We start from the raw sequence: 24,546 nt of genomic DNA on the forward strand, positions 1-24,546 counted from the left end.
GGAGCGCGCCATGACCATCAATCTCAGCACCGCCAATGAGTTCATCGCCCGCCACATCGGCCCGCGCCAGGAAGATGAGCAGCAGATGCTCGCCAGCCTGGGCTTCGATTCCCTGGAAGCCCTGAGCGCCAGCGTGATCCCGGAGAGCATCAAGGGCACCAGCGTGCTCGGCCTGGAAGACGGCCTGGGCGAAGCCGAGGCCCTGGCCAGGATCAAGGCCATCGCCAGCCAGAACCAACTGTTCAAGACCTACATCGGCCAGGGCTACTACAACTGCCATACGCCGTCGCCGATCCTGCGCAACCTTCTGGAAAACCCGGCCTGGTACACCGCCTACACACCTTATCAGCCAGAGATTTCCCAAGGCCGCCTGGAAGCGCTGCTGAACTTCCAGACCCTGATCAGCGACCTCACCGGCCTGCCGATCGCCAACGCCTCGCTGCTCGATGAAGCCACCGCCGCCGCCGAAGCCATGACCTTCTGCAAGCGCCTGAGCAAGAACAAGGGCAGCAACGCCTTCTTCGCCTCGGTCCACAGCCACCCGCAAACCCTCGACGTACTGCGCACCCGTGCCGAGCCGCTGGGCATCGACGTGGTGGTCGGCGATGAGCGCGAACTGACCGATGTCAGCCGGTTCTTCGGCGCCCTGCTGCAATACCCGGCCAGCAACGGTGACGTGTTCGACTACCGCGCGCTGACCGAGCGTTTCCATGCCGCCAACGCCCTGGTGGCCGTGGCTGCCGACCTGCTGGCCCTGACCCTGCTGGCCCCGCCGGGTGAGTTCGGCGCCGACGTGGCCATCGGCAGCGCGCAACGCTTCGGCGTGCCGCTGGGCTTCGGTGGCCCGCACGCGGCGTACTTCTCCACCAAGGATGCGTTCAAGCGCGACATGCCGGGGCGCCTGGTCGGCGTGTCGGTAGACCGCTTCGGCAAGCCGGCCCTGCGCCTGGCCATGCAGACCCGCGAGCAACATATCCGCCGCGAGAAAGCCACCAGCAACATCTGCACCGCGCAAGTGCTGCTCGCCAACATCGCCAGCATGTATGCCGTGTACCACGGGCCCCAGGGCCTGACCCAGATCGCCAAGCGCATTCACCAGCTGACCGCGATGCTCGCCAAGGGCCTGACCGCCCTGGGCCTCAAGGTCGAGCAGGCACACTTCTTCGACACCCTGACCCTGCACACCGGCGCCGACACCGCTGCGCTGCACGACAAGGCCCGCGCCCAGCGCATCAACCTGCGCGTGGTGGACGCCGAGCGGGTTGGGCTGTCGGTCGACGAAACCACCACCCAGGCCGATATCGAAACCCTGTGGGCGATCTTTGCCAATGGCAAAGCCCTGCCGGACGTCAACGCCACGGTGGACAGCCGCCTGCCCGACGCCTTGCTGCGCCAGTCACCGATCCTCAGCCATCCGGTGTTCAACCGTTATCACTCGGAAACCGAGCTGATGCGCTACCTGCGCAAGCTGGCGGACAAGGACCTGGCCCTGGACCGGACCATGATCCCGCTGGGCTCGTGCACCATGAAGCTCAACGCCGCCAGTGAAATGATCCCGGTGACCTGGGCCGAGTTCGGTGCCCTGCACCCGTTCGCCCCGGCCGAGCAAAGCGCCGGCTACCTGCAACTGACCTCCGACCTGGAAGCCATGCTCTGCGCGGCCACCGGGTATGACGCGATCTCCCTGCAGCCGAACGCCGGTTCCCAGGGCGAGTACGCCGGCCTGTTGGCCATCCGTGCCTATCACCAGAGCCGTGGCGAAGCACGTCGTGACATCTGCCTGATCCCATCGTCGGCCCACGGCACCAACCCCGCCACCGCCAACATGGCCGGCATGCGTGTGGTGGTTACCGCCTGCGACGCCCGTGGCAACGTCGACATCGAAGACCTGCGCGCCAAGGCCATCGAGCACCGTGAGCACCTCGCCGCGCTGATGATTACCTACCCGTCCACCCACGGCGTGTTCGAGGAAGGTATCCGCGAAATCTGCGGGATCATCCACGACAACGGCGGCCAGGTGTACATCGACGGCGCCAACATGAACGCGATGGTTGGCCTGTGCGCACCGGGCAAGTTCGGCGGCGATGTGTCCCACCTGAATTTGCACAAGACTTTCTGCATCCCCCATGGCGGTGGCGGCCCGGGTGTTGGCCCGATTGGCGTCAAGTCCCACCTCACGCCCTTCCTGCCCGGCCACGCGGCCATGGCGCGCAAGGAAGGCGCGGTGTGTGCGGCACCGTTCGGCAGTGCAAGCATCCTGCCGATCACCTGGATGTACATCAGCATGATGGGCGGCGCAGGCCTCAAGCGCGCGTCGCAGTTGGCGATACTGAATGCCAACTACATTTCCCGTCGCCTCGAAGAGCACTACCCCGTGCTGTACACCGGCAGCAATGGCCTGGTGGCGCACGAATGCATCCTCGACCTGCGCCCGCTGAAGGACAGCAGCGGCATCAGCGTGGATGACGTGGCCAAGCGCCTGATCGACTTTGGCTTCCACGCCCCGACCATGTCGTTCCCGGTGGCCGGCACGCTGATGATCGAGCCGACCGAAAGCGAGTCCAAGGAAGAACTGGACCGCTTCTGCGACGCGATGATCGCCATCCGCGAAGAAATCCGCGCGGTGGAAAACGGCACCCTGGACAAGGACGACAACCCGCTGAAAAACGCACCGCATACCGCGGCGGAACTGGTTGGCGAATGGAGCCACCCATACAGCCGTGAACAAGCGGTGTACCCGGTCGCTTCGTTGATCGAAGGCAAGTACTGGCCACCGGTTGGCCGGGTCGACAATGTGTTTGGTGATCGCAACCTGGTGTGTGCGTGCCCGTCGATCGAGAGCTACGCATAACCCGACTGGCTGAGCGCGGTCAAAAATGTGGGAGGGGGCTTGCCCCCGATAGCGGTGTGTCAGTCACCAGAACTTTCTACTGACCCACCGCTATCGGGGGCAAGTCGAATCGTCGCACCGCCCCTCCCACATTGACCGAGTACACCCAATACATAACAAGAAACCGGAGAACAACTCATGTCCTTAAGCGTGTTCGACCTGTTCAAGATTGGCATCGGCCCCTCCAGTTCCCACACCGTCGGCCCCATGCGCGCGGCCGCTCGATTCGTCGAAGGCCTCAAGCGTGACAATCTGCTGAGCGCCACCACCGGCATCAAGGTGGAACTCTATGGCTCCCTCGGCGCCACCGGCAAAGGCCACAGCAGCGACAAGGCCGTGCTGCTCGGCCTGGAAGGCGAACACCCGGACACCGTGAACACCGAAACCGTGGCCACGCGCCTGGCGCAGACGCGCGGCGATGGCCGCTTGAACCTGCTCGGCGAACACAGCATTGCGTTCAACGAGAAAGAACACCTGGCGATGATTCGCAAACCCCTGGCCTACCACCCCAACGGCATGATTTTTCGTGCCTTTGATGCGGCGGGCATCCAGATCCGCAGCCGCGAGTACTACTCGGTGGGCGGCGGTTTTGTGGTGGATGAAGACGCCGCCGGCGCCGACCGGATCGTCGAAGACGCCACCCCACTGACGTTCCCGTTCAAGCATGCCAAGGACTTGCTCGGCCATTGCACCACCTACGGTCTGTCCATCAGCCAGGTGATGCTGACCAATGAAAGCGCCTGGCGCCCGGAAGCGGAAACCCGTGCCGGCCTGTTGAAGATCTGGCAGGTGATGCAGGACTGCGTGGCAGCCGGCTGTCGCAACGAAGGCATCTTGCCCGGCGGCCTGAAGGTCAAGCGTCGTGCCGCCGCCTTGCATCGCCAGTTGTGCAAGAACCCGGAGTCGGCCCTGCGCGACCCGCTGTCGGTGCTGGACTGGGTCAACCTGTACGCCCTGGCCGTCAACGAAGAAAACGCCAACGGCGGGCGCGTGGTCACGGCGCCCACCAACGGCGCGGCCGGGATTGTGCCGGCGGTGCTGCATTACTACATGCGCTTTATCCCTGGCGCGAATGAAGACGGCGTGGTGCGCTTCCTGCTCACCGCCGCCGCCATCGGCATTCTCTACAAGGAAAACGCCTCCATCTCCGGTGCCGAAGTCGGTTGCCAGGGTGAAGTCGGCGTGGCCTGTTCCATGGCCGCTGGCGCGTTGTGCGAAGTATTGGGCGGTACGGTTTCCCAGGTGGAAAACGCCGCCGAGATCGGCATGGAACACAACCTCGGCCTGACCTGCGACCCGATTGGCGGCCTGGTGCAGGTGCCCTGCATCGAGCGCAATGCGATGGGCTCGGTGAAGGCCATCAATGCGGTGCGCATGGCCTTGCGTGGCGACGGGCAACACTTCGTCTCGCTGGACAAGGTCATCCGCACCATGCGCCAGACCGGCGCCGACATGAAAAGCAAATACAAGGAAACCGCCCGTGGCGGTTTAGCGGTCAACATTATCGAGTGCTGACGCCTAAAGGCGCGCCGGCACGTTTTTCAGGAGCTGAACATGTCCACCGAAACCCTGTTGAAAACCCCATTGCACGCCCTGCACCTCGAGCTGGGTGCACGCATGGTGCCCTTCGCCGGCTACGACATGCCGGTGCAATACCCACTGGGCGTGATGAAGGAGCACCTGCACACCCGTGAACAGGCCGGGCTGTTCGACGTGTCCCACATGGGCCAGATCCGCCTGACCGGCGCCAATGCCGCAAAGGCCCTGGAAACCCTGGTACCGGTCGACATCATCGACCTGCCGGTCGGCATGCAGCGCTACGCCATGTTCACCAATGACCAGGGCGGCATCCTCGACGACCTGATGGTGGCGAACCTGGGTAACGACGAACTGTTCCTGGTAGTCAACGCGGCCTGCAAGGACCAGGACCTGGCGCACCTGCGCCAGCATATCGGCGAGCAGTGCAGCATCGAGCCGCTGTTCGAAGAACGCGCGCTGCTGGCCCTGCAAGGCCCGGCTGCGGTGAAGGTACTGGCGCGCCTGGCCCCGGAAGTCACCCGGATGACCTTCATGCAATTCGCCCCGGTGCGCCTGCTGGGCGTGGACTGCTACGTCAGCCGCTCGGGCTACACCGGTGAAGACGGTTTTGAAATCTCCGTGCCTGCCGCCAGCGCCGAAAGCCTGGCGCGCAGCCTGCTGGCCGAGGACGAAGTGCAGGCCATCGGCCTGGGCGCCCGTGACTCGCTGCGCCTGGAAGCCGGCCTGTGCCTGTACGGCCACGACATGAACACCGAGACCACCCCGATCGAAGCCAGCCTCCTGTGGGCAATCTCCAAGGCCCGGCGCACCGACGGTGCGCGTGCCGGTGGCTTCCCGGGTGCCGACCGCATCTTCACCCAGCAGCAAACCGGTGTAAGCCGCAAGCGAGTAGGCCTGCTGCCCCAGGAACGCACACCTGTACGTGAAGGCGCAGAGATCGTCGACGAACACGGCAGCGTGATCGGCAGCGTGTGCAGCGGTGGCTTTGGCCCGAGCCTGGGTGGCCCACTGGCCATGGGTTACCTGGACAGCGCATTCACCGCACTGGACACCGAAGTCTCTGCGTTGGTGCGTGGGAAAAAAGTGCCACTTCGTGTAAGCAAAATGCCATTTGTGCCGCAACGTTACTATCGTGGCTGATTGACTGTTCCTATAAGTAACGCGGTTGCGTTAACGTGCACTAATCTGTAACGCAACCGCCATAAAACAGTGCAGCAACGATAGGCATTATTATAGGAATTAACCTATAACAAGTGACCCATTCTATCGAATAAGTCGGTTTCACATTATTCAACGAAGTGTCATGCGGCCGAGCAAAACCTGGGCTTTTGCCAGGGCTTGTTTTTTCTCCATTAGTTGGCGTAGAGTTTGCCCACTGTGTTTGCATGGGTCGCTTGGAACCTGGACCTGGGCAGTAGCTGAAGTAGTTGTGCTACAACCCGTTCGACGTCTCTTACTTTCCTGCAACCCAGCCCAGTACTCTTTCATGTGAAAGGGGCTGTCATTAATTTTTAGCGTCAAGGAAATAAGAAAATGGCTGATCGTCAGAGCGGTACCGTCAAGTGGTTTAACGACGAGAAAGGGTTTGGTTTTATCACTCCAGAAAGCGGTCCGGATCTGTTCGTGCATTTCCGCGCTATTCAAGGCAACGGCTTCAAAAGCCTGAAGGAAGGCCAGAAGGTCACCTTCGTTGCAGTTCAAGGCCAGAAAGGCATGCAGGCTGACGAAGTACAAGCAGAAGGCTGATCCTTCCTGCGACAAAAAGCCCCTGACATGACATCAGGGGCTTTTTTATGGGCGCTATTCCGTAAAATGATTTTTTTCCTCTGAGAGCCCTGCCATGTCCAAACCCTTGCTGAGTCCCCAAGGCGAGTTCCCCGCCGTTGGCCTGGGCCGTCGCCTGGCAGCGATGTTCTATGACTTCCTGTTGTGCACCGCGCTGCTGATCGTCACCGCGTTTATCTACAAGCTGGTGTGGATCGCGTTCGTGGGCGAAGCCAGGATGCGCACCCTCACCGAATCCGGCGCACTGGACGGTGACCCGCTGCTGTCGACGATTCTGTTGTTTGTGCTGTTTGGTTTCTTTGCCAAGTTCTGGACCCATTCCGGGCAAACCCTGGGCATGCAGGTCTGGGGCGTGCGCGTGCAAAACGCCGACGGCTCGCGGATCAGCCTGTGGCAGGCGCTGTTGCGCTTTGTAGTGTCGATTGCGTCGTGGTTATGCGTGGGGCTGGGGTTTGTCTGGTCGTTGTTCGACAAGCACAAACGCAGCTGGCATGACATCTACTCGGATACGCAGTTGGTGCGCATCCCGAAGCAAAAGAAATAAACCGCTGCCTGAACGAAATCAAAATGTGGGAGGGAGCTTGCCCCCTCCCACATTTTCAACCGAGCTCGCCTCGATTCAGGCGTTACCCGCCAGCTTCAGGCGCGCCGCCTGGGTGAAATCCAGCATGCGCTTGAGCGGTCGCACGGCGTGCGGAATCACCGACGGCTCGACGAATATCTCATTACTGCCCTCACGCAGGCACTGCAGCGTACGCTCCAGCGTATTCATTGCCATCCACGGGCAGTGCGCGCAACTGCGGCACGCAGCGCCGTTACCGGCCGTGGGCGCCTCGACGAAGACCTTGTCCGGGCACAGCTGCTGCATCTTGTAGAAGATGCCGCGGTCGGTCGCCACGATGAAGGTCTTGTTCGGCAGCCGCTGTGCCGCCGCAATCAACTGGCTGGTGGAGCCCACCGCGTCGGCCAGTTCGATTACCGAGGTCGGCGATTCCGGGTGCACCAGGATCGCTGCGTCCGGGTACAGCGCCTTCATGTCTTCCAACTGCTTGGACTTGAACTCCTCGTGGACGATGCACGCACCGTCCCACAGCAGCATGTCGGCACCGGTCTGGCGCTGGATGTAGGTACCCAGGTGCTTGTCCGGGCCCCAGATGATGGTCTCGCCGTTGTCCATCAGGCTTTCGACGATTTCCAGCGCACAGCTGGAGGTCACCACCCAATCGGCCCGGGCCTTGACCGCCGCCGAAGTGTTGGCATACACCACCACGGTGCGCTCGGGATGCTGGTCGCAGAACGCCGAAAACTCATCCACCGGACACCCCAGGTCCAGGGAGCACGTGGCTTCCAGGGTCGGCATGAGGATGCGTTTTTCGGGGGTGAGGATTTTGGCGGTCTCGCCCATGAAACGTACACCGGCGACCAGTACGGTCTTGGCCGGGTGGGCTGCGCCGAAGCGGGCCATTTCCAGGGAGTCGGAGACACAGCCGCCGGTTTCTTCGGCCAGGGCCTGGATCACCGGATCGCAATAGAAGTGGGCAACCAGCACCGCGTCCTGAGCCTTGAGCTCGGCAGCAATGGCGGCACGCAGGCTCGCCTCTTCCTCGGCGCTGAGGGCCTTGGGCTGCTTGGCGTCGAGGTGGGCTTGAACCAGTAGGCGTTCGGAAATGTGCGTCATGTTCGCAAGACCTGCAGGCGCAGTAGCGCGAAAGTCGAGTGTACCACCGGCTCTGGAGCCCTTCGGGCGCCGCCGGACGAAGTGATTGTGTTCATCAAGCACGGGTAAAGGTGAAGCTGCGCAAGGCTACAGAATATCCAATGGTTTCAAAAGCCTAATCTGGCTTTGACGCGTGCGCCTGTCGATTAAAAAACCGCAATAGTACCTTGGGTCTCCCCCGCCTTCAGAAATCACCTCAAGCACATAGCCGTCAGCGGGCAGAGTTCATGCAGCAAGTTCGTTCAGACCGTTTTGGAAAGAGGCTCAAACTGGCATTGGTACCGGGCGTCCTTGAGGTTGCTTTCGAACTGTTCAAGACCGTCGTAGATGTTTTGCAGCCCTTCGATCTGGGCTTTCAGCTCGAGCTTTTTATCGGCAATGGCCTGGTTGGCCAAATCCCACGGCAGCTCCAGGCCCCGGTGGTCCTGAAGAATCGCCTGCATTTCCTTAAGCTTGAAACCCAGCTGCTGAGCACACTTGATGAACGTCAACAGCTCAACGCCTTGCTGGTTATAGACCCGATACTTACCTTCGCGTACAGGCGGCGGCAGCAAGCCAATGTCTTCATAGTGGCGGATCGTCTTGACGGTAGTGCCCGATAGCTGGGCGGCTTTGCCGATATACATGAAAAGTCCTTTTTTGGCACAAGAGTGGGGAGAGCACTTTGGCGCGCCGCATCTTCACACATGTCTACGGGGTCGGAAACCCGAAGGTGGCAAAAGGCAGTGTACTTGGCAGGGATAAAGCCGGCATCGCCTGCTGCAAGGCGATGCTGTGCAACGGCTATGTCAGCGGCAAGCGATAGCCTGGGCTTGCTTGAGCCAGGCTTCGCGCTGGGAGTCGCCGGAACCGAGGATCGGCCCGAACGTGAGGGTCTTCAATGGTTTGATGCCGCAGAACTCCAGGGTAGTCTTGCGCATCTGGTGCAGGCCCGGCATGCAGTAGACCCACTTGTAGTACCACGGCGGGGTATCCATCGTGACCAGCAGGTGAGCCGTGCGCCCCTTCAAAAGCTTGTCGGGAAAGGCTTTGCCTTCGCGGTACTTGAAGGCAAATCCGGGAAGGAATATCCGATCGAAGAAGCCTTTCATCAGGGCCGGAATTCCGCCCCACCAGATGGGATAGATAAACGCCAGGTGCTCAGCCCAGGTGATATCGGCCTGGGCCTTGAGCAGATCGGGCTCCAGCAACTGAACCTGTTTATAGCCATCGTGCAGCACTGGATCAAACCGCAGTGCATCCAGGCGTAACAGACGCACATCGTGCCCGGCCTCCGTGGCCGCCTTCACATAGGTGTCGGTCAATGCCCCACAGAAACTGTCGGTTGAGGGGTGCCCCAGAATCACCAGTACTCGCTTGCTCATCATCACTTCATCCTGAAAAGTCGAGCGGGCAGGATAGGGTGTGCCCGTAACAGGAGAGTCAACAGGGAGGTTTGCCAAATGCTGGTATAGCTTGGGTGCATTGCGCACCGGCAGGTAAGCACCAAATCGCGGGCAAAAAAAAACCCGGAAATCCTCACTTGCGTGGGCCTTCCGGATTTTCTAAACCGCCAAAAATGGTGGGTCGTGTGGGATTCGAACCTACGACCAATTGGTTAAAAGCCAACTGCTCTACCAACTGAGCTAACGACCCGCTGTGTGGTGGCGCGTATAATACTGATTTCTAAGGATTATTCAACACCTTATTTGAAATAAATCAGAAATAACGCGTCGGGTCCGTAATTCCGGCCATTTGGAAGCCCTCTGCACGCAGTCGGCAGCTGTCGCATTTCCCACAGGCACGGCCGTCATCGTCTGCCTGATAGCAGGAAACTGTCAGCGCGTAATCGACACCAAGTCCTACGCCAGCCTTCACGATAGCGGCCTTGCTCAGGTTTTGCAGCGGTGCCTGGATCCGGAAACCCTGCCCTTCTACCCCGGCTTTTGTCGCCAAATTGGCCATGCGTTCGAACGACTCGACGTATTCCGGGCGGCAGTCCGGGTAGCCGTTGTAATCAAGGGCATTAACCCCGATGAAGATGTCCCGCGCATTCAGAACCTCCGCCCAGCCCAGGGCCAGGGACAGGAACACGGTGTTGCGTGCCGGTACGTAGGTGACCGGGATGCCTTGGGTGGGGGCCTCCGGGACGTCGATAGTGCTGTCGGTCAAGGCCGAGCCCCCCATGCCGTCGAGGTTCAGGCCAATCACCTTGTGTTCGACCACGCCCAGGTCTTGGGCAACACGGGCGGCGGCCTCCAGCTCGGCGCGGTGACGCTGGCCGTAGTCGAAGCTCATGGTGTAACAGCTGTAACCTTCGGCGCGAACCATGGCCACTAACGTCGCGGAGTCGAGGCCACCGGACAGCAGGATGACCGCGCGCTTTTGATCAGTCATCTCAGCGCCCCGGTTCGTCGTTCCACAGATATTTATGCAGCTGCAATTGCAGGCGTACGGGCAGGTTATCGGCAACCACCCAGTCGGCCAGATCGCGCGCGTTCAGGTCGTGGTGGCTGGGAGAGAACAACACCTCACCGGCACGGCGGTCAAGGCCGTACTGGATCAGCTTGGAATTGGCCCAGTCGTAGTCTTCACGGGAACAAATCACGAACTTGACCTGATCGTTGGGCGTCAGCAGTTCGATGTTCTCGTAGCGGTTGCGATGCACTTCCTTGGAGCCCGGCGTCTTGAGGTCAACCACTCGGCTGACACGCGGGTCTACAGCGGAAATATCCAGGGCCCCGCTGGTTTCCAGGGAGACCTCGTAACCGGCATCACACAGCTGTTTGAGCAAGGGGATGGCGTTGGGCTGGGCCAGGGGCTCGCCACCCGTTACACAGACGTAGCGGGGCCGGTAGCCGGCAACCTGTTCCAGGATGTCTTCGAGGGTGCGCACGGTGCCGCCACTGAAGGCGTAGGCGCTGTCACAGTATTGGCAACGCAAGGGGCAACCGGTCAGGCGCACAAAAACCGTGGGCAGGCCAGCGGTTCGCGTTTCACCCTGTAACGAGTAAAAAACTTCGGTGATGCGTAATGTGTCTTGCATAGTCGCCACGGGCGTAACAGCTAAACAGGCTGTCCGCCTCCGTCAGGCACTTCAAGGAACCCCGCCAACGCGTAGGCCCCAGGAAGCGTGTGTCATAAAAGGGCGTGGATTCTAACGAAAAAACCCGCGCCAGGCGCGGGTTTCTTCTAAACGGCTGCATCGCTTACAAGCGTTGCAGATCCCGTTGGGCCAACTGTGCAGCGGAGGTACCCGGATACTGGGCTACGACCTGCTGCAGAATGCCTTTGACCTTGTCGGTATGACCCAGGCGGCGTTCTACGTCAGCGAGTTTATACAGCGAGTCGGGCACCTTGGCGTGCTTGGGGTACAGTTGACTGACCTTGGCAAATGCCTGGCCCGCCCCCTGCAGATCACCCTTTGCCAGATTCACCTCGCCCAACCAGTATTGGGCATTGCCCGCGTACTGGCTGTTTGGGTAGCGGCCCAGGAAGGCGGTAAAGGCTTTGCTGGCCTTATCGAAATCCTTGGCCTTGATCAGGTCGAAGGCTGCATCGTAATACAGCTTTTCCTTCGCCGGATCACCCGGTTCACTGCTGGCGGCAGGGGCTTGGCTCGCAGCGGCGGCCCCTGCTGCTGCACCACCGATAGCCGCGCTGGGCGCGCCACCGGCAGAAGAATTATCAGGAGTAGCGGCAGGTGTAACACCGGCTCCTATACGTCGATCAAGATCCTGGTAACGCTCCAGGCCTTCCTGCTTCAGCTGACGCACCTCATTTTGCAGAACTTCAATGGTGCCTTGTTGCTGCGCCAATTGATCCTGCATGCGTTGCAGCTGGTTGAACAGTTCGCCCTGTGCCGAGGGAGCGGACGTAGCCGCCCCCCCAGCATAGGCGCCGTTCGTGCCATAACCCGCTGGCGGATAGCTGCTCCCGCTATTGTTATAGCCAGAGTTGCTGTCTTCCACAGGAACCGCAGCCCACACCGCAAGCGGGGCGAGGCTGAGAGCCAATACAGTTAGAGCACGACGGCACGTTCGCATGACGAATTACTTACGCAGTTCGACGCGACGGTTTTGAGCCCAGGACTGCTCGTCGTGGCCAGTAGCAACTGGACGCTCTTTACCGTAGGAAACCAGTTCCAGTTGGCCTGGAGCAACACCTTGCAGTACCAGGTAGCGCTGAACGGCTTTCGCACGACGCTCGCCCAGTGCCATGTTGTACTCACGAGTACCACGTTCGTCAGTGTTACCTTCCAGAACAACGCGAGCGCCGTTAGCTTTCAGGTCCTTCGCGTGAACGTCCAGAGCGCGCATGGCTTCTGGCTTCAGGTCCGAACTGTCGTATTCGAAGTAGAAAGTGGTGATAGCGCGCAGAGCAGCTTCTTCGCTCAGGGAGCCGTCAACTGCACCAGTGTTAGCGCCGTAACCAGCGTTTGGATCAACAGCTGCGCCTTCACCGGCATTGTCGCCGCCTTTAGACGAGCAACCAACGGCTACGGACAGAGCCAGAGCCAGAGCAGCAAACTTACCAAACTTCAGCATTTCCATCGTGAAACTCCTAATGAACCCCAGTGTGTTAAGTACTTCTTTTTGTAGCGCCGCGTCAGTTCAGGTAAGGGGACCAGGACGGTTCTCTGACTTCGCCTTGTGCGGTAGGAAGCGGGAGCCTTACGCGTCCATTAATGGACACGAGCATCAAGACTCCCCGGCCCTGCTGGCGGGTGGCGTAGATTACCATGGTGCCGTTGGGCGCAACAGTAGCTGACTCATCAAGGTTGGTATCTGTGAGGATTTTTACCGTTCCACGCTGCAAATCCTGGGCCGCAACCCGGAAATTAGTGAAACCATCCTGACGGTGAATCATCACCAACGTCTTTTCATCAGCCGAAAGCTTAGGATTGGCGTTGTAGTTACCGATAAAGGTCACGCGTTCCGCGCCCCCACCGCCAACGCTGGTCTTGTAGATCTGTGGCTTGCCGCCGCGGTCCGAGGTGAAGTAGATGGTCGAACCATCCTTGCCCCAGAACGGTTCGGTGTTGATACCAGGACCGCTGGTCACACGGCTGATCTGACGCGAAGCCATGTTCATCACGTAGATGTCCGGGTTGCCGTCCTTGGACAGTACGAATGCCAGGCGCGAACCATCCGGCGACCAGGCCGGTGCACCGTTGAGGCCTTCGAAGTTGGTGATCTGCTCACGACGGCCAGTATCGATGTGCTGGACGAAGATACGCGGACGCTTCTGTTCGAAAGACACGTAGGCAATACGCTTGCCGTCCGGCGCGAAGCGCGGCGACAGGATTGGCTCACGGGACTGCAGCAAGGTCACTGCCCGCGCACCGTCGTAGTCCGAACGCTGCAGGGTGTAGCGAGTGTTGTCTACGGAGAAACGCTCAGCCGTTACATAAAGCAGGCGTGTCGAGAACGCGCCCTTGATACCGGTGAGCTTTTCAAACGACTGGTCCGAGATGTAGTGGGCCATGTCGCGCAGTTGTTCGGCGGTACCCGATACGCTGCCGGTCAGGACCTGCTGCTCGGTGGCCACGTTGAACAAGGTGTACTGGATCTGCAGGCGACCGCCGGCCGGCGTGATGCTGCCGACCATCAGGTACTGCGCGCCCACCGCTTTCCAATCACGGAAGATGACTTCGCTGGCCTGGGTCGGCTGGCTGATCATGTTGCCTTTCGGAATCGGTGCGTAGTAACCGGAGTTGCGCAGGTCGTCGCTGACGATCTGGGCCATGTCGTCCGGCAGCACGCTGCCGCCCTGCCAGCCAAACGGCACTACCGCGATCGGGGTAGCCCGATCGCTGCCGCTGGTGACCAGGATGTTCTTTTCATCCGCCGCCGCTATCCCTGCCATACAGCAAATAACGACAAGCATTCCTCGAAGAAGGTTTCTCACAAGGCTAGATCCTCAGGTGTGAATGTCATCTTGAATGAACGATAGGGAGCGAAGTCGCTTGGTTTCATTCCCTGCATCTCGGTCAACCGGCCAATATTCTTGACCGCGGCAACCGCCGAACTGTCGAACGAACCGTCACCACTGGACTTGGCCACGCTGACCGAAGTCACCGTACCGTCCGGCAACATGCCGATCTGCAGCACTACTGTCATGCCTTTGCGTGCCGAAGGTGGACGTGTCCAGCCTTCTGCTGCCCGCGCCCGAATCAGGTCGTCGAAACTGCCCGCGACTTCATCACCACGTTCATCGGCCAAGGCTTGCTGACGCTGCGGCGTGTCGGAGAGCAAATCTGCCAAGGCCTGGGCCTTTTTCTCTTCGGCGGATTTACGCGCTGCTTCCTGGGCCTTTTTCTTGGTGGCATCGGCGGCAGCTTTCTTCTTCGCGTCGTCGGCGATTTTCTTCTTCGCCTCGTCTGCTTCAGCTTTTTTCTTGGCGTCTTCGGCGGCTTTCTTCTTCGCGTCTTCGACTATTTTCTTCTTGGCGTCTTCAGCGGCCTTTTTCTTGGCCTCTTCTTCGGCAGCCTTCTTGGCTTCTTCTTCAGATTTCTTCTTGGCTATATCAGCCAATTGTTTCTCTTCAGCTTTTTTAGCTTCGGCAGCTTTCTCGGCTTTCTTGGCTTCATCAGCCTTTTTCGCCTCGTCGGCCTTCTTGGCTTCGTCAGCCTTTTTCGATTCCTCGGCCTTTTGAGCCGCCTCTTCTTTCTTTTGTTCCGCAGCAGCCTTCACCGCTTCCTGCTCGACCTTCTTCTGTTCCATCTGTTCGACTTCAGTCTGGCGCGCAGCCGACTTCTGGGCCTCACCCGCAATCTTCTGATTGGTCTGGGTGGTGGCCTGGCTTTTCGATTTCAGCTGATACAGGGTCGCCTGCACGATCGGCTTGGCTGGCGGCAGGTCCGGGGTCATGGCAAAGCTGACGAACAGCATGCCAAAGACCAGGACGTGCAGGGCAATTGCCCAGACGCTAGGCCAGAAGAAGCTTTCCGAGGCGGACGGCTCTCGCTGTTGGTGCATCAGGGCGCCTCGGTAATCAAGCCAACGTTACCGACGCCGGCCTTCTGCAGCCCGCCCATGGCGCCCATGACGGAACCGTAGTCGACCGACTTGTCGCCGCGGATGAACACCTGGGTGTGCTTGCCGCCTTCGTTGCCGGAGCGAATGATCTTGGTCACCGCATCGGTCATCGCCGGCAGGGTCAAGGCCTTGTCCTGCTGTTTCTGCGTGTCGACTTCGCTGCCAAGGTTCCAGTAATAGGTCTTGTCAGCCTTGATCGAAATGGTCAGGACCTGAGTGTTGTTGTCCTGCGGCAAGGCTTCACTGGAAACCTTGGGCAGATCAACCTTCACGCCCTGGTTGAGCATCGGCGCGGTCACCATGAAGATCACCAGCAGCACCAGCATCACGTCGATGTAGGGCACTACGTTCATCTCGGCGACCGGCTTGCGCTTTTTGCGAGCTCGAGCGATTAAAGCCATTGGGAATTACCTGCTTATTCTTCGCTGGTGTGCACTTTACGGTGCAGGATCGCCTGGAACTCATCGGCGAAGGTGTAGTAACGGCCGATCAACGTTTCGCTGGTGGCAGCAAAGCGGTTGTAGGCAATTACTGCGGGGATAGCGGCGAACAGGCCGATCGCGGTGGCGATCAGGGCTTCGGCAATACCCGGGGCCACGGTGGCCAGGGTCGCTTGCTGGGCCTGGGCCAGGCCGCGGAACGAGTTCATGATCCCCCACACGGTACCGAACAGGCCGATGTACGGGCTGACGGAACCGACGGTAGCGAGGAACGGCAGGCTCTGCTCCAGCTTCTCTTCTTCACGGGAAATGGCGACGCGCATGGCACGGGCCACGCCTTCCATGACCGCTTCCGGATCAACACCGGGCTGCTGGCGCAGGCGCGAGAATTCCTTGAAGCCGGCGCGGAAGATCTGCTCGACGCCCGAGTCCGGGTCCGGGTTGCTGCCGGCCTGGCGGTACAGCTTGGACAGGTCGATACCCGACCAGAAGCGCTCTTCAAAGCTCTCCAGGGCACGTCGACCGGCACGCAGCAGGTTGCTGCGCTGAAAAATCATGACCCAAGAGGTAACCGATGCGGCTACCAGGGTCAGCATCACCAGTTGAACCACGACACTGGCATTGCTGACCAGGCTCCACATGGAGGAATGGTCGACGACGGTAGGTTCCACGCTAAATCTCCTGCTTTGATTGTTTACCCGCGCCGCTCACGGCGGCAAAGGCCGCACGTAGAGTTTCGGGAATGGCCCGAGGTTTCAAACTGTTGGTGCGCACACACGCCACCAGGAACTGCCCCTCACAGAGCAGCGTTGCATCCGTTGCCCGCCTGACCTGCTGCTTGAAACGCAGGCTGGCACGGTTCAATTCGATTACTTCAGCGCTGACCAGCAACTCGTCGTCCAGTCGCGCCGGTGCGTGGTAGCGCGCCTCGCTGGAATGCACGACGAATAACAGGTCCTCCCCTGCCAGCTGGGATTGGGCAAAGCCCAGCTCCCGTAGCCGCTCGGTACGAGCCCGCTCCATGAACTTGAGATAATTGACGTAATACACGATGCCGCCGGCATCGGTGTCCTCGTAATAAACGCGACAGCGATGTGCGAACGACTGATCCCCGTTTTGCGCGCGCATACTCTAGTGCTTACTCCTCAGGTTGCCAATCCGCTGGGGCAACTGTTTTTTCATTCTCGAAAAACATATCCAGTGACTGAATGACGACGCCAGCCACTAGGACAGCACAAACATCGAATAAATCGACTGGCGTGAAGCTTTTAATCGTCCACTGCATCAAGGAATTCGTCTACCACGGGCATCTCACCCAATCGTGACGGAATGTTTAACCCGAAGTGCAGATAGGCATGGCGCGTCACCACCCGCCCCCTTGGCGTGCGCATGATATAGCCCTGCTGGATCAGGTACGGCTCCAGCACATCCTCGATGGTATGGCGCTCTTCACTGATGGCCGCCGCCAGGCTGTCGACACCTACCGGACCGCCGTCGAACTTCTCGATCATGGTCAAGAGCAGGCGTCGATCCTGATGATCGAAGCCGTGCTCGTCCACATCCAGCAGGTTCAGGGCCAGGTCCGCCACGGCCTTGGTGATATGCCCCTTGGCCCGGACTTCGGCAAAGTCACGCACGCGACGCAGCAGGCGGTTGGCAATCCGTGGCGTGCCCCGGGCCCGACGGGCAATTTCGAACGCGCCTTCCGGGTCCAGGGGCAAGCCGAGAATACTGGCCGAACGGCTGACGATGGTCGCCAGATCGGCGGTGCTGTAGAACTCAAGACGTTGAACAATGCCGAAACGGTCTCGCAGCGGGTTGGTCAACATGCCCGCGCGCGTGGTCGCGCCCACCAGCGTAAACGGTGGCAGGTCGAGCTTGATCGAGCGCGCCGCCGGGCCTTCGCCGATCATGATGTCGAGCTGGAAATCTTCCATCGCCGGGTACAGGACTTCCTCGACGATTGGCGAGAGCCGGTGGATCTCGTCGATGAACAGCACATCATGGGGCTCGAGGTTGGTGAGCAACGCCGCCAAATCACCTGGCCGCTCCAGCACCGGGCCGGAGGTGGACTTGATCGACACACCCATTTCCTGGGCAATGATGTTGGCCAGGGTGGTTTTACCCAGCCCCGGCGGGCCGAAGATCAAGGTATGGTCCAAGGACTCACTGCGCCCGCGCGCGGCCTGAATAAACAACTCCATCTGCTCGCGCACGGTGGGCTGGCCGATGTAGTCGGCAAGGCTAAGGGGGCGGATGGCGCGGTCCTGGACTTCTTCACGATCACGAGGCCCGGTGGCCGCGATCAGACGATCAGCTTCAATCACTTAAATCATTCCCTTCAGGGCTCGGCGGATCATGTCTTCGCTGCTCAGGTTCTTGTCCTTGATGGCCGAGACGGCCTTGCTGGCCTCCTGGGGTTTGTAGCCCAGGGAGATCAGCGCACTGACGGCGTCGCTTTCAGCACTCGCGACCTGGCCCGCCGGCATGTCCGGCTGGTTCGGCACCAGGGCGAACATGCTCGGCACCACCTCCCAGGCCTTGAAGCGGTCCTTGAGTTCTACCAGCAGGCGCTCGGCGGTTTTCTTGCCCACGCCCGGTACCTTGGTCAGCGCGGAGGTGTCCTGGGCCGACACGGCACGTACCAGCTCATCCACTTCCAGGCTCGACATCAACGCCAGGGCCAATTTAGGCCCCACGCCATTGAGGCGAATCAACTCGCGGAAGAAGTCGCGGTCACGCTTGCCAATGAAACCATAGAGTAGTTGCGCATCTTCGCGCACCACCAGATGGGTATGCAGCGTTATGGGTTCACCGACCGACGGCAGGCGGTACAGGGTGGTCATGGGCACTTCCAGCTCATACCCCAGCCCGTTTACATCCAGAATCAGGTGCGGCGGCTGTTTCTCAGCCAGGGTGCCGCGCAAGCGTCCAATCACGGTTCAGATCCTTAAAGCTTGGGGTCAGAGCGAGGCCTGACCGGAAATAACGATTGCGCTGATGCTATCAGAGACGCAGGCGCCCGCCACGACTGCGTGCCGTGCCCAGGCCGTGAGGCAGCAGGCTGGAGCGCGTGTGTGCATGGCAAATGGCAATGGCCAGGGCGTCGGAGGCATCGATCTGCGGCTTTGAGGTGAGCTTGAGCATGTGCATGACCATCATCTGCACCTGCTCTTTATTGGCCGCGCCGGTGCCGACCACGGACTGCTTGACCTGGGTCGCGGTGTACTCGGCGATCTCCATGCCCTCCTCGGCGCCGGCGACGATGGCGGCGCCACGAGCCTGGCCGAGCTTCAACGCCGAATCTGCGTTTTTTGCCATGAACACCTTTTCGATGCCCATGGTCACCGGTCCGTAGGTCTGGATCACTTCACGCACGCCGCGATAGACGATCTGCAGGCGCTCAGCCAACTCGCCTGCGCCGGTACGGATACAGCCCGAAGCGACGTAGACGCAGCCGCGCGGGGTGTGTTGCACCACACCAAAACCGGTGATGCGCGAACCGGGGTCGATACCTAGGATTAAAGTCATAACGCCTGCAGGTCGGATAAACACATTTTTTGATACACCGTAGTTCTAATGTGGGAGGGGGCTTGCTCCCGATGGCGATCGTCCAGTTAGACATAGGCTGACTGATACACCGCCATCGGGAGCAAGCCCCCTCCCACATTTGGATCTACTTCATTCTTCAGCCTAGCTGTTCGGCCACGGATTCCGGGATGTCGGCGTTGGAATACACGTTTTGTACATCATCCAGGTCTTCGAGCATATCGAGCATCTTCAGCACTTTCTGCGCACCGTCCAGGTCCAGCTCGGCACTGGTGGTCGGCAGCATCACAATCTCGGCGTCGGAGCCTTTGAAACCGGCCGCTTCCAGGGCGTTACGCACGGCGTAGAAACCGGCGAACGAGGTAAACACGTCGATGGAGCCATCTTCATTGGTCACCACGTCGTCGGCATCCGCCTCCATCGCCGCTTCCATCAGTGCATCTTCATCCACACCCGGCGCGAAGGAGATCTGCCCCTTGCGTTCGAACAGGTAGGCCACCGAACCGTCAGTCCCGAGGTTGCCGCCACACTTGCTGAACGCATGACGCACGGCGGCGGCAGTACGGTTGCGGTTATCGGTCATGCATTCGACCATCACCGCCACGCCACCCGGGCCGTAGCCTTCGTAGGTCAACTCGACCATGTCGTCGGTGTCGGCAGCGCCGGCCCCACGGGCCACGGCACGGTCGATAATGTCACGACTCATGTTGGCGCCGAGGGCCTTGTCCAGGGCCAGGCGCAGACGCGGGTTGGAGCCCGGGTCACCACCACCCTGGCGGGCAGCGACCGTCAGCTCACGGATCCACTTGGTGAAGATCTTGCCTTTCTTGGCATCCTGACGCTCTTTGCGGTGCTTGATGTTCGCCCACTTGGAATGGCCAGCCATAACACAACTCCGAAATTCTCTAGAAACCTTATCAACCCCACCCGGGGTGGGATACAACCCTTGTAACGCAAAGGCGCATCCGAAGATGCGCCTTTTTAGACTGCGTAAACCTCAGTGCGCTTTCACGCAGCAGCCTTACTCAGCCTTCGGCGTCTCGCGCAGGCGAATATGCAGCTCGCGCAATGCCTTGGCATCCACCACACCCGGAGCCTGGGTCATGACGTCCGCAGCACTCTGGGTTTTCGGGAAGGCGATCACTTCACGGATCGACTGGGCGCCGGTCATCAGCATCACCAGGCGGTCGAGGCCGAAAGCCAGGCCACCGTGGGGTGGCGCGCCGTATTTCAGGGCGTCGAGCAGGAAACCGAACTTCTCTTCCTGTTCCGCTTCGTTGATGCCCAGCAGGCGGAAGACCGCTTGTTGCATCTCTTTGCGGTGGATACGGATCGAACCGCCACCCAGCTCAGTACCGTTCAACACCATGTCATACGCGCGGGACAGCGCGCCTGCCGGGTTGGCTTCCAGCTCTTCGGGCGAGCACTTCGGCGCGGTGAACGGGTGGTGCAAGGCGCTGAAGCTACCGTCATCATTCTCTTCGAACATCGGGAAGTCGACGACCCACATCGGTGCCCACTTGCAGGTCAGCAGGTCCAGGTCGTGGCCCAGCTTGATCCGCAGCGCGCCCAGGGCTTCGCTGACGATCTTGGCTTTGTCGGCGCCGAAGAACACGATGTCGCCGTCGACCGCGCCCACGCGATCCAGGATCACATTGAGGTTGGCTTCCGGGATGTTCTTCACGATTGGCGACTGCAGGCCTTCAACACCCTTGGCGCGCTCGTTGACCTTGATGTACGCCAGGCCCTTGGCACCGTAGATGCCGACGAACTTGGTGTAGTCGTCGATCTGCTTGCGCGGCATGCTCGCGCCGCCAGGCACGCGCAGGGCGGCGATGCGGCATTTCGGGTCGTTGGCCGGGCCGCTGAACACCTTGAAATCAACTTCGGTGAGCTGGTCGGCCACGTCCACCAGTTCCAGCGGGTTACGCAGGTCGGGCTTGTCCGAACCGTAGCGGCGCATGGCCTCTTCGAAGGTCATGTGCGGGAATTCACCGAACTCCAGGTCCAGCACTTCCTTGAACAGGTTGCGGATCATCTGCTCGGTGATGCCCATGATCTCTTTCTCATCGAGGAAGCTGGTCTCGATGTCGATCTGGGTGAATTCCGGCTGACGGTCGGCGCGCAGGTCTTCGTCGCGGAAGCACTTGGCGATCTGGTAGTAACGGTCGAAACCGGCCACCATCAGCAGCTGCTTGAACAGCTGCGGCGATTGCGGCAAGGCGAAGAAACTGCCGGCGTGGGTACGGCTAGGCACCAGGTAGTCCCGCGCGCCTTCCGGGGTGGCCCGGGTCAGGATAGGCGTTTCGACGTCAAGGAAGCCGTTCTCGTCGAGGAAGCGGCGGATGCTGGTGGTCATGCGCGAACGCAGGCGCAGCTTCTCGGCCATTTCCGGACGACGCAGGTCCAGGAAACGGTAGCGCAGGCGGGTTTCTTCGCCGACGTCGGAGTATTCGTTCAGCGGGAACGGCGGGGTTTCCGATTCGTTGAGTACTTCCAGCTCGTAGCCCAGCACTTCGATCGCACCGGACGCCATGTTCGCGTTCACGGCACCGGCAGGACGCAGGCGAACCTTGCCGGTGATCTTCACGACGTACTCGCTGCGCACACGGTCAGCAGCGGCGAAGCTTTCGGCGCGGTCCGGATCGAACACCACCTGGGCCAGGCCATCACGATCACGGATATCGAGGAAGATCACCCCGCCGTGGTCGCGGCGACGGTGAACCCATCCGCAAAGGGTGATTTCCTGACCATCCAGGGTCTCGTTCAGTTGGCCGCAATAGTGGCTGCGCATCATGGTAGTGGTTTCACTTCTCGTAATTCGAAATTCGGTGGAGGCCTGCCTCGTCACCGTACATTAAAGCAGGGGACGGATAATGCAGGAGCCTGCGCATGGAGTTCAACTCAGTCTGCTTTGTCGCCGCCCGCAAGGTTCTTCTTCGAACCGGTCTTGAAATCGGTCTCGTACCAGCCGCTGCCGCTCAGGCGGAAGCCCGGCATGGACAACATCTTCTTGAGCTCGGGTGCCTGGCAGGCCGGGCAATCGACCAGCGGCGCTGCGCTGATCTTCTGGATGGCTTCCAACTGATGTCCACAGGAAGCACATTGATAGTCGTACATGGGCATGGCGATGTCTCGGCGGTCGATCGTTACTGTGCCGCGCCCGCTCTTGATAGAGAGCAGAGGGAGAAAGCCCCGGCAGCAGCAAAGCGCGGGATTATATCTGGTAAATCAAGGCAGCGCAGCCGGCTTTCTGCCCGGGGCAGGCCCACCTCGACAGCGGACCAGCCCCGAGGCCTGCCGATTACTCAGGGCTTGGCGAGACAGCACGGCCCTTTAACAGATGAACCACACACACTACCCTGACCAACCCACTGAAGTTCTTCACTCCTCCATACCGCAAGTGCACTTCCCGATCGACATAGGACAGCAATGCGCTGACAGAGCAGGCATTGATCCTGGCTATTTCCGTGAGGATATTCCAATAGATCTGCTCAAGCCGAAGACAAGTGGAAAACCCATTGAGCCTTACCGATCGGGACAATGGCTTGGCCAGCCCCATATCGAACCCCTTGGCGAAGGGGTCGACGCTTATCTTGTGGAAACCACCGGTTTCCATCACTCCCACATCCACTCCACGTGACATACACCTGACACTCCATTGCCAAACAACAGCCCATGGGTTCTCCCATTGGACAGTGGCCCTATAAGACAGCAGGACGAAGCAGGCAGCCAGAAGACGGGGCGTTGATAGGCGTAGGACAACGCCAGGAAATGCGTGGAAACAAGCAAGTGGCGCCACAACGGCGCCACTGTGGGTGACGGTTACTGGTTTTCGAGCAGGGAGCGCAGCATCCACGCGGTTTTCTCGTGAACCTGCATGCGCTGGGTCAGCAGGTCCGCGGTCGGCTCATCGCTGACCTTGTCGAGCAACGGGAAAATACCGCGTGCGGTACGCGTGACCGCCTCCTGGCCCGCCACCAGTTGCTTGATCATCTCTTCTGCGCTGGGAACGCCCTCTTCTTCCTTGATGGAGGAAAGACGGGCGTAGATCGAATAGGCGCCCGGTGCCGGGAAACCCAGGGCACGGATACGCTCGGCTATGGCGTCCACCGCCAGCGCCAGCTCGTTGTACTGCTCTTCGAACATCAGGTGCAGCGTACGGAACATGGGGCCCGTGACGTTCCAATGGAAGTTGTGGGTCTTCAGGTACAGTACATAGGTATCGGAGAGCAGTCGTGAAAGCCCATCGACGATGGATTTACGATCTTCTTCACTGATACCGATATCGATTGCCATGTTTATCCCCTTCAATTGACAAGCATTCATTGATCAGGTGCACGACCACTCTAGCAAGAGCGCCGCGTAGACGCAGCCCGACACCCTCGGGCGACATGCGACAAATCGCCCCTGCACGACCTTTCAGCCCGTGCAGTACAAGCCTTTGAACACGTCGGAAATTTCCTTTAGGGCCGCCAGAAACACCTGCACATGTCTAGGACAAGCGTTTCACGCAGAAATGCCACGCCCCTTTCAACCGCGGAAAATGCTCGATTTGAGTAGGCACGGCCTTTGCTGTTAAATAGGCAGCGTGTCGCCGTCGTTAATTTCCACGGCAAGCGGCATAGGCTGATACCCGCGCACGTGCCCAACGCCTCCCATTGTTCAGAAGCGAACCGTGCCAGTCAGCTCTTCCTTGTGATCCGTCTTAACGTGAGTTAATCAAAATGTTGAAAATCGTCCACCTGCTAACGGGCGTTGCAGCGTTGCTGCTGTCCTTTATCCCGAGCCTGCAGCCTGAAAGCCTGCCCTACCTGCAACAACACGACGCTCTGTACCTGGCCTTGTTCGGCCTTCTTAACCTGACGCTCGCTCCCGTAATCCCTTACTGGAACAAAGGCACACGTCATCAACTGCAAAACCTGGTCAGCGCACTGCTGGTACTGACCGTTGTCGTACAAACCCTCACCCTCCTGGCACCTATGCCTGAAGTGGGCGGCCATCCGGCCATCCTGCTCAGCCTGGTGATTGCTGTGGTCGCTATCGTTCTTCACCTGGCCATCAGCTTCTACCGTTCGTCCCCGGCGGCCGCGTCGCAAAACTACGACATGACCAATCGGGATACCGGTACCGTCAAGTGGTTCAACACCTCCAAAGGCTTCGGCTTTATTTCCCGCGATTCGGGCGACGACATCTTCGTCCACTTCCGGGCTATCCGTGGCGAAGGCCATCGCGTCCTGGTGGAAGGCCAGCGCGTGGAGTTCTCCGTGATGAATCGCGACAAAGGCCTGCAAGCCGAAGACGTGATCGCTGCCCTGCCGCGTCGCTGATTCCAGCCGTCGCAGCAAAAAAAACCGCGATCCAGCCTTGGCTGGGTCGCGGTTTTTTATTGCACTCGGATTAATAGTGCGGTGGCGGCGCCTCTTCTTCGGACGTCTCGAACTGGCCGCCCATTTCTTCCTGACGCTTGAGCAGCGCGGTCATCTGCAGCTGCAGGCGTTCAACCGCGCGCTGCTGGGCGACCAGGATGTCATTGAGGGTCTCGATGGTGTCGTCCTGAAAAGCCAGGCGGCTTTCCAGATCGGTAACGCGGTCTTGCAAGTCCAT

At 60.0% G+C, this 24,546-nt stretch carries 27 protein-coding genes and 1 tRNA gene; 6 read left to right on the plus strand and 22 right to left on the minus strand.

Annotation, left to right across the window (positions count from 1 at the left end; translation table 11 throughout):
• Positions 1-10 precede the first annotated feature (10 nt).
• The 5 genes from gcvP to FX984_RS12960 all read left to right on the plus strand — a co-directional run bounded on the left by gcvP (position 11) and on the right by FX984_RS12960 (position 6,758).
• Positions 11-2,851 carry an aminomethyl-transferring glycine dehydrogenase gene (gcvP, locus tag FX984_RS12940; RefSeq protein ID WP_108574753.1) on the plus strand — a complete coding sequence of 947 codons (2,841 nt, stop codon included), beginning with the start codon at positions 11-13 and terminating at the stop codon, positions 2,849-2,851.
• Positions 2,852-3,028: 177 nt separating this feature from the next.
• The gene (locus FX984_RS12945) at positions 3,029-4,405 is read left to right on the plus strand and encodes an L-serine ammonia-lyase (protein ID WP_154905348.1); all 1,377 of its coding nucleotides are present in this window, start codon (positions 3,029-3,031) and stop codon (positions 4,403-4,405) included.
• A 39-nt stretch (positions 4,406-4,444) separates the two neighbouring features.
• A complete protein-coding gene (gene gcvT, locus FX984_RS12950) occupies positions 4,445-5,569 on the plus strand; it encodes a glycine cleavage system aminomethyltransferase GcvT (protein ID WP_027605551.1) in 1,125 nt (374 codons plus the stop codon).
• 393 nt (positions 5,570-5,962) lie between these two features.
• The gene (locus tag FX984_RS12955) at positions 5,963-6,175 is read left to right on the plus strand and encodes a cold-shock protein (protein ID WP_014339904.1); all 213 of its coding nucleotides are present in this window, start codon (positions 5,963-5,965) and stop codon (positions 6,173-6,175) included.
• Between the two features lie 94 nt (positions 6,176-6,269).
• Complete coding sequence (locus FX984_RS12960) at positions 6,270-6,758, plus strand: RDD family protein (protein ID WP_027605550.1); 489 nt, start codon at positions 6,270-6,272, stop codon at positions 6,756-6,758.
• Between the two features lie 75 nt (positions 6,759-6,833).
• Here FX984_RS12960 and nadA read toward each other — a convergent pair whose 3' ends face one another.
• From nadA to FX984_RS13065, 21 genes are all read right to left on the minus strand, one after another.
• On the minus strand, positions 6,834-7,892 hold the full coding sequence (nadA, locus tag FX984_RS12965) for a quinolinate synthase NadA (protein ID WP_027605549.1): 1,059 nt from the start codon (positions 7,890-7,892) through the stop codon (positions 6,834-6,836).
• Between the two features lie 281 nt (positions 7,893-8,173).
• The gene (locus FX984_RS12970) at positions 8,174-8,557 is read right to left on the minus strand and encodes a MerR family transcriptional regulator (protein WP_092358396.1); all 384 of its coding nucleotides are present in this window, start codon (positions 8,555-8,557) and stop codon (positions 8,174-8,176) included.
• 162 nt (positions 8,558-8,719) lie between these two features.
• The gene (locus FX984_RS12975) at positions 8,720-9,298 is read right to left on the minus strand and encodes an NAD(P)H-dependent oxidoreductase (protein WP_115487172.1); all 579 of its coding nucleotides are present in this window, start codon (positions 9,296-9,298) and stop codon (positions 8,720-8,722) included.
• Positions 9,299-9,490: 192 nt separating this feature from the next.
• Positions 9,491-9,566: transfer RNA gene (locus FX984_RS12980), tRNA-Lys, on the minus strand.
• A gap of 63 nt (positions 9,567-9,629) precedes the next feature.
• The gene (gene queC / locus FX984_RS12985) at positions 9,630-10,307 is read right to left on the minus strand and encodes a 7-cyano-7-deazaguanine synthase QueC (RefSeq protein WP_098478853.1); all 678 of its coding nucleotides are present in this window, start codon (positions 10,305-10,307) and stop codon (positions 9,630-9,632) included.
• A 1-nt stretch (position 10,308) separates the two neighbouring features.
• The gene (gene queE, locus FX984_RS12990) at positions 10,309-10,956 is read right to left on the minus strand and encodes a 7-carboxy-7-deazaguanine synthase QueE (protein WP_027605545.1); all 648 of its coding nucleotides are present in this window, start codon (positions 10,954-10,956) and stop codon (positions 10,309-10,311) included.
• 163 nt (positions 10,957-11,119) lie between these two features.
• Entirely contained in the window at positions 11,120-11,956 is an 837-nt protein-coding gene (ybgF, locus tag FX984_RS12995; protein ID WP_027605544.1) for a tol-pal system protein YbgF, read from the minus strand.
• Positions 11,957-11,962: 6 nt separating this feature from the next.
• Positions 11,963-12,463 (minus strand): peptidoglycan-associated lipoprotein Pal, encoded by a 501-nt coding sequence (gene pal / locus FX984_RS13000; protein WP_003209827.1) that lies wholly within the window; start codon positions 12,461-12,463, stop codon positions 11,963-11,965.
• Positions 12,464-12,518: 55 nt separating this feature from the next.
• A complete protein-coding gene (gene tolB, locus FX984_RS13005; RefSeq protein WP_043293513.1) occupies positions 12,519-13,799 on the minus strand; it encodes a Tol-Pal system beta propeller repeat protein TolB in 1,281 nt (426 codons plus the stop codon).
• A 17-nt stretch (positions 13,800-13,816) separates the two neighbouring features.
• Positions 13,817-14,890: a cell envelope integrity protein TolA gene (tolA, locus tag FX984_RS13010; RefSeq protein ID WP_053135848.1), complete on the minus strand. Its 1,074-nt coding sequence runs from the start codon at positions 14,888-14,890 to the stop codon at positions 13,817-13,819.
• Complete coding sequence (tolR, locus tag FX984_RS13015; RefSeq protein ID WP_161793227.1) at positions 14,890-15,342, minus strand: protein TolR; 453 nt, start codon at positions 15,340-15,342, stop codon at positions 14,890-14,892. The genes tolA and tolR overlap by 1 nt, the downstream gene beginning before the upstream one ends.
• A gap of 23 nt (positions 15,343-15,365) precedes the next feature.
• Positions 15,366-16,061, minus strand: a complete 696-nt coding sequence (tolQ, locus tag FX984_RS13020; protein ID WP_015885609.1) for a protein TolQ — start codon at positions 16,059-16,061, stop codon at positions 15,366-15,368.
• A 1-nt stretch (position 16,062) separates the two neighbouring features.
• Positions 16,063-16,518, minus strand: a complete 456-nt coding sequence (gene ybgC, locus FX984_RS13025) for a tol-pal system-associated acyl-CoA thioesterase (RefSeq protein ID WP_032890914.1) — start codon at positions 16,516-16,518, stop codon at positions 16,063-16,065.
• 140 nt (positions 16,519-16,658) lie between these two features.
• The gene (gene ruvB / locus FX984_RS13030) at positions 16,659-17,717 is read right to left on the minus strand and encodes a Holliday junction branch migration DNA helicase RuvB (RefSeq protein ID WP_003175801.1); all 1,059 of its coding nucleotides are present in this window, start codon (positions 17,715-17,717) and stop codon (positions 16,659-16,661) included.
• Positions 17,718-18,329 carry a Holliday junction branch migration protein RuvA gene (gene ruvA, locus FX984_RS13035; RefSeq protein ID WP_003175802.1) on the minus strand — a complete coding sequence of 204 codons (612 nt, stop codon included), beginning with the start codon at positions 18,327-18,329 and terminating at the stop codon, positions 17,718-17,720.
• Between the two features lie 67 nt (positions 18,330-18,396).
• Entirely contained in the window at positions 18,397-18,921 is a 525-nt protein-coding gene (gene ruvC / locus FX984_RS13040; RefSeq protein ID WP_027605540.1) for a crossover junction endodeoxyribonuclease RuvC, read from the minus strand.
• A 157-nt stretch (positions 18,922-19,078) separates the two neighbouring features.
• Complete coding sequence (locus tag FX984_RS13045; RefSeq protein ID WP_027605539.1) at positions 19,079-19,825, minus strand: YebC/PmpR family DNA-binding transcriptional regulator; 747 nt, start codon at positions 19,823-19,825, stop codon at positions 19,079-19,081.
• A gap of 135 nt (positions 19,826-19,960) precedes the next feature.
• Complete coding sequence (gene aspS, locus FX984_RS13050) at positions 19,961-21,736, minus strand: aspartate--tRNA ligase (protein ID WP_027605538.1); 1,776 nt, start codon at positions 21,734-21,736, stop codon at positions 19,961-19,963.
• A gap of 107 nt (positions 21,737-21,843) precedes the next feature.
• Positions 21,844-22,065 carry an FmdB family zinc ribbon protein gene (locus FX984_RS13055; protein ID WP_010208103.1) on the minus strand — a complete coding sequence of 74 codons (222 nt, stop codon included), beginning with the start codon at positions 22,063-22,065 and terminating at the stop codon, positions 21,844-21,846.
• Between the two features lie 178 nt (positions 22,066-22,243).
• Positions 22,244-22,585 (minus strand): ribbon-helix-helix domain-containing protein, encoded by a 342-nt coding sequence (locus FX984_RS13060; protein WP_027605537.1) that lies wholly within the window; start codon positions 22,583-22,585, stop codon positions 22,244-22,246.
• A gap of 179 nt (positions 22,586-22,764) precedes the next feature.
• Entirely contained in the window at positions 22,765-23,238 is a 474-nt protein-coding gene (locus FX984_RS13065; RefSeq protein WP_027605536.1) for a Dps family protein, read from the minus strand.
• 428 nt (positions 23,239-23,666) lie between these two features.
• Between FX984_RS13065 and FX984_RS32955 the strand changes: the two genes are divergently transcribed.
• Complete coding sequence (locus FX984_RS32955; RefSeq protein WP_005790922.1) at positions 23,667-24,269, plus strand: cold-shock protein; 603 nt, start codon at positions 23,667-23,669, stop codon at positions 24,267-24,269.
• Between the two features lie 70 nt (positions 24,270-24,339).
• Here the strand turns inward: FX984_RS32955 and FX984_RS13075 are convergent, their stop codons facing one another.
• The gene (locus FX984_RS13075; RefSeq protein ID WP_027605535.1) at positions 24,340-24,546 is read right to left on the minus strand and encodes a SlyX family protein; all 207 of its coding nucleotides are present in this window, start codon (positions 24,544-24,546) and stop codon (positions 24,340-24,342) included.

It is taken from the genome of Pseudomonas marginalis (genome assembly GCF_008692035.1).
Taxonomy (GTDB): domain Bacteria; phylum Pseudomonadota; class Gammaproteobacteria; order Pseudomonadales; family Pseudomonadaceae; genus Aquipseudomonas; species Aquipseudomonas marginalis.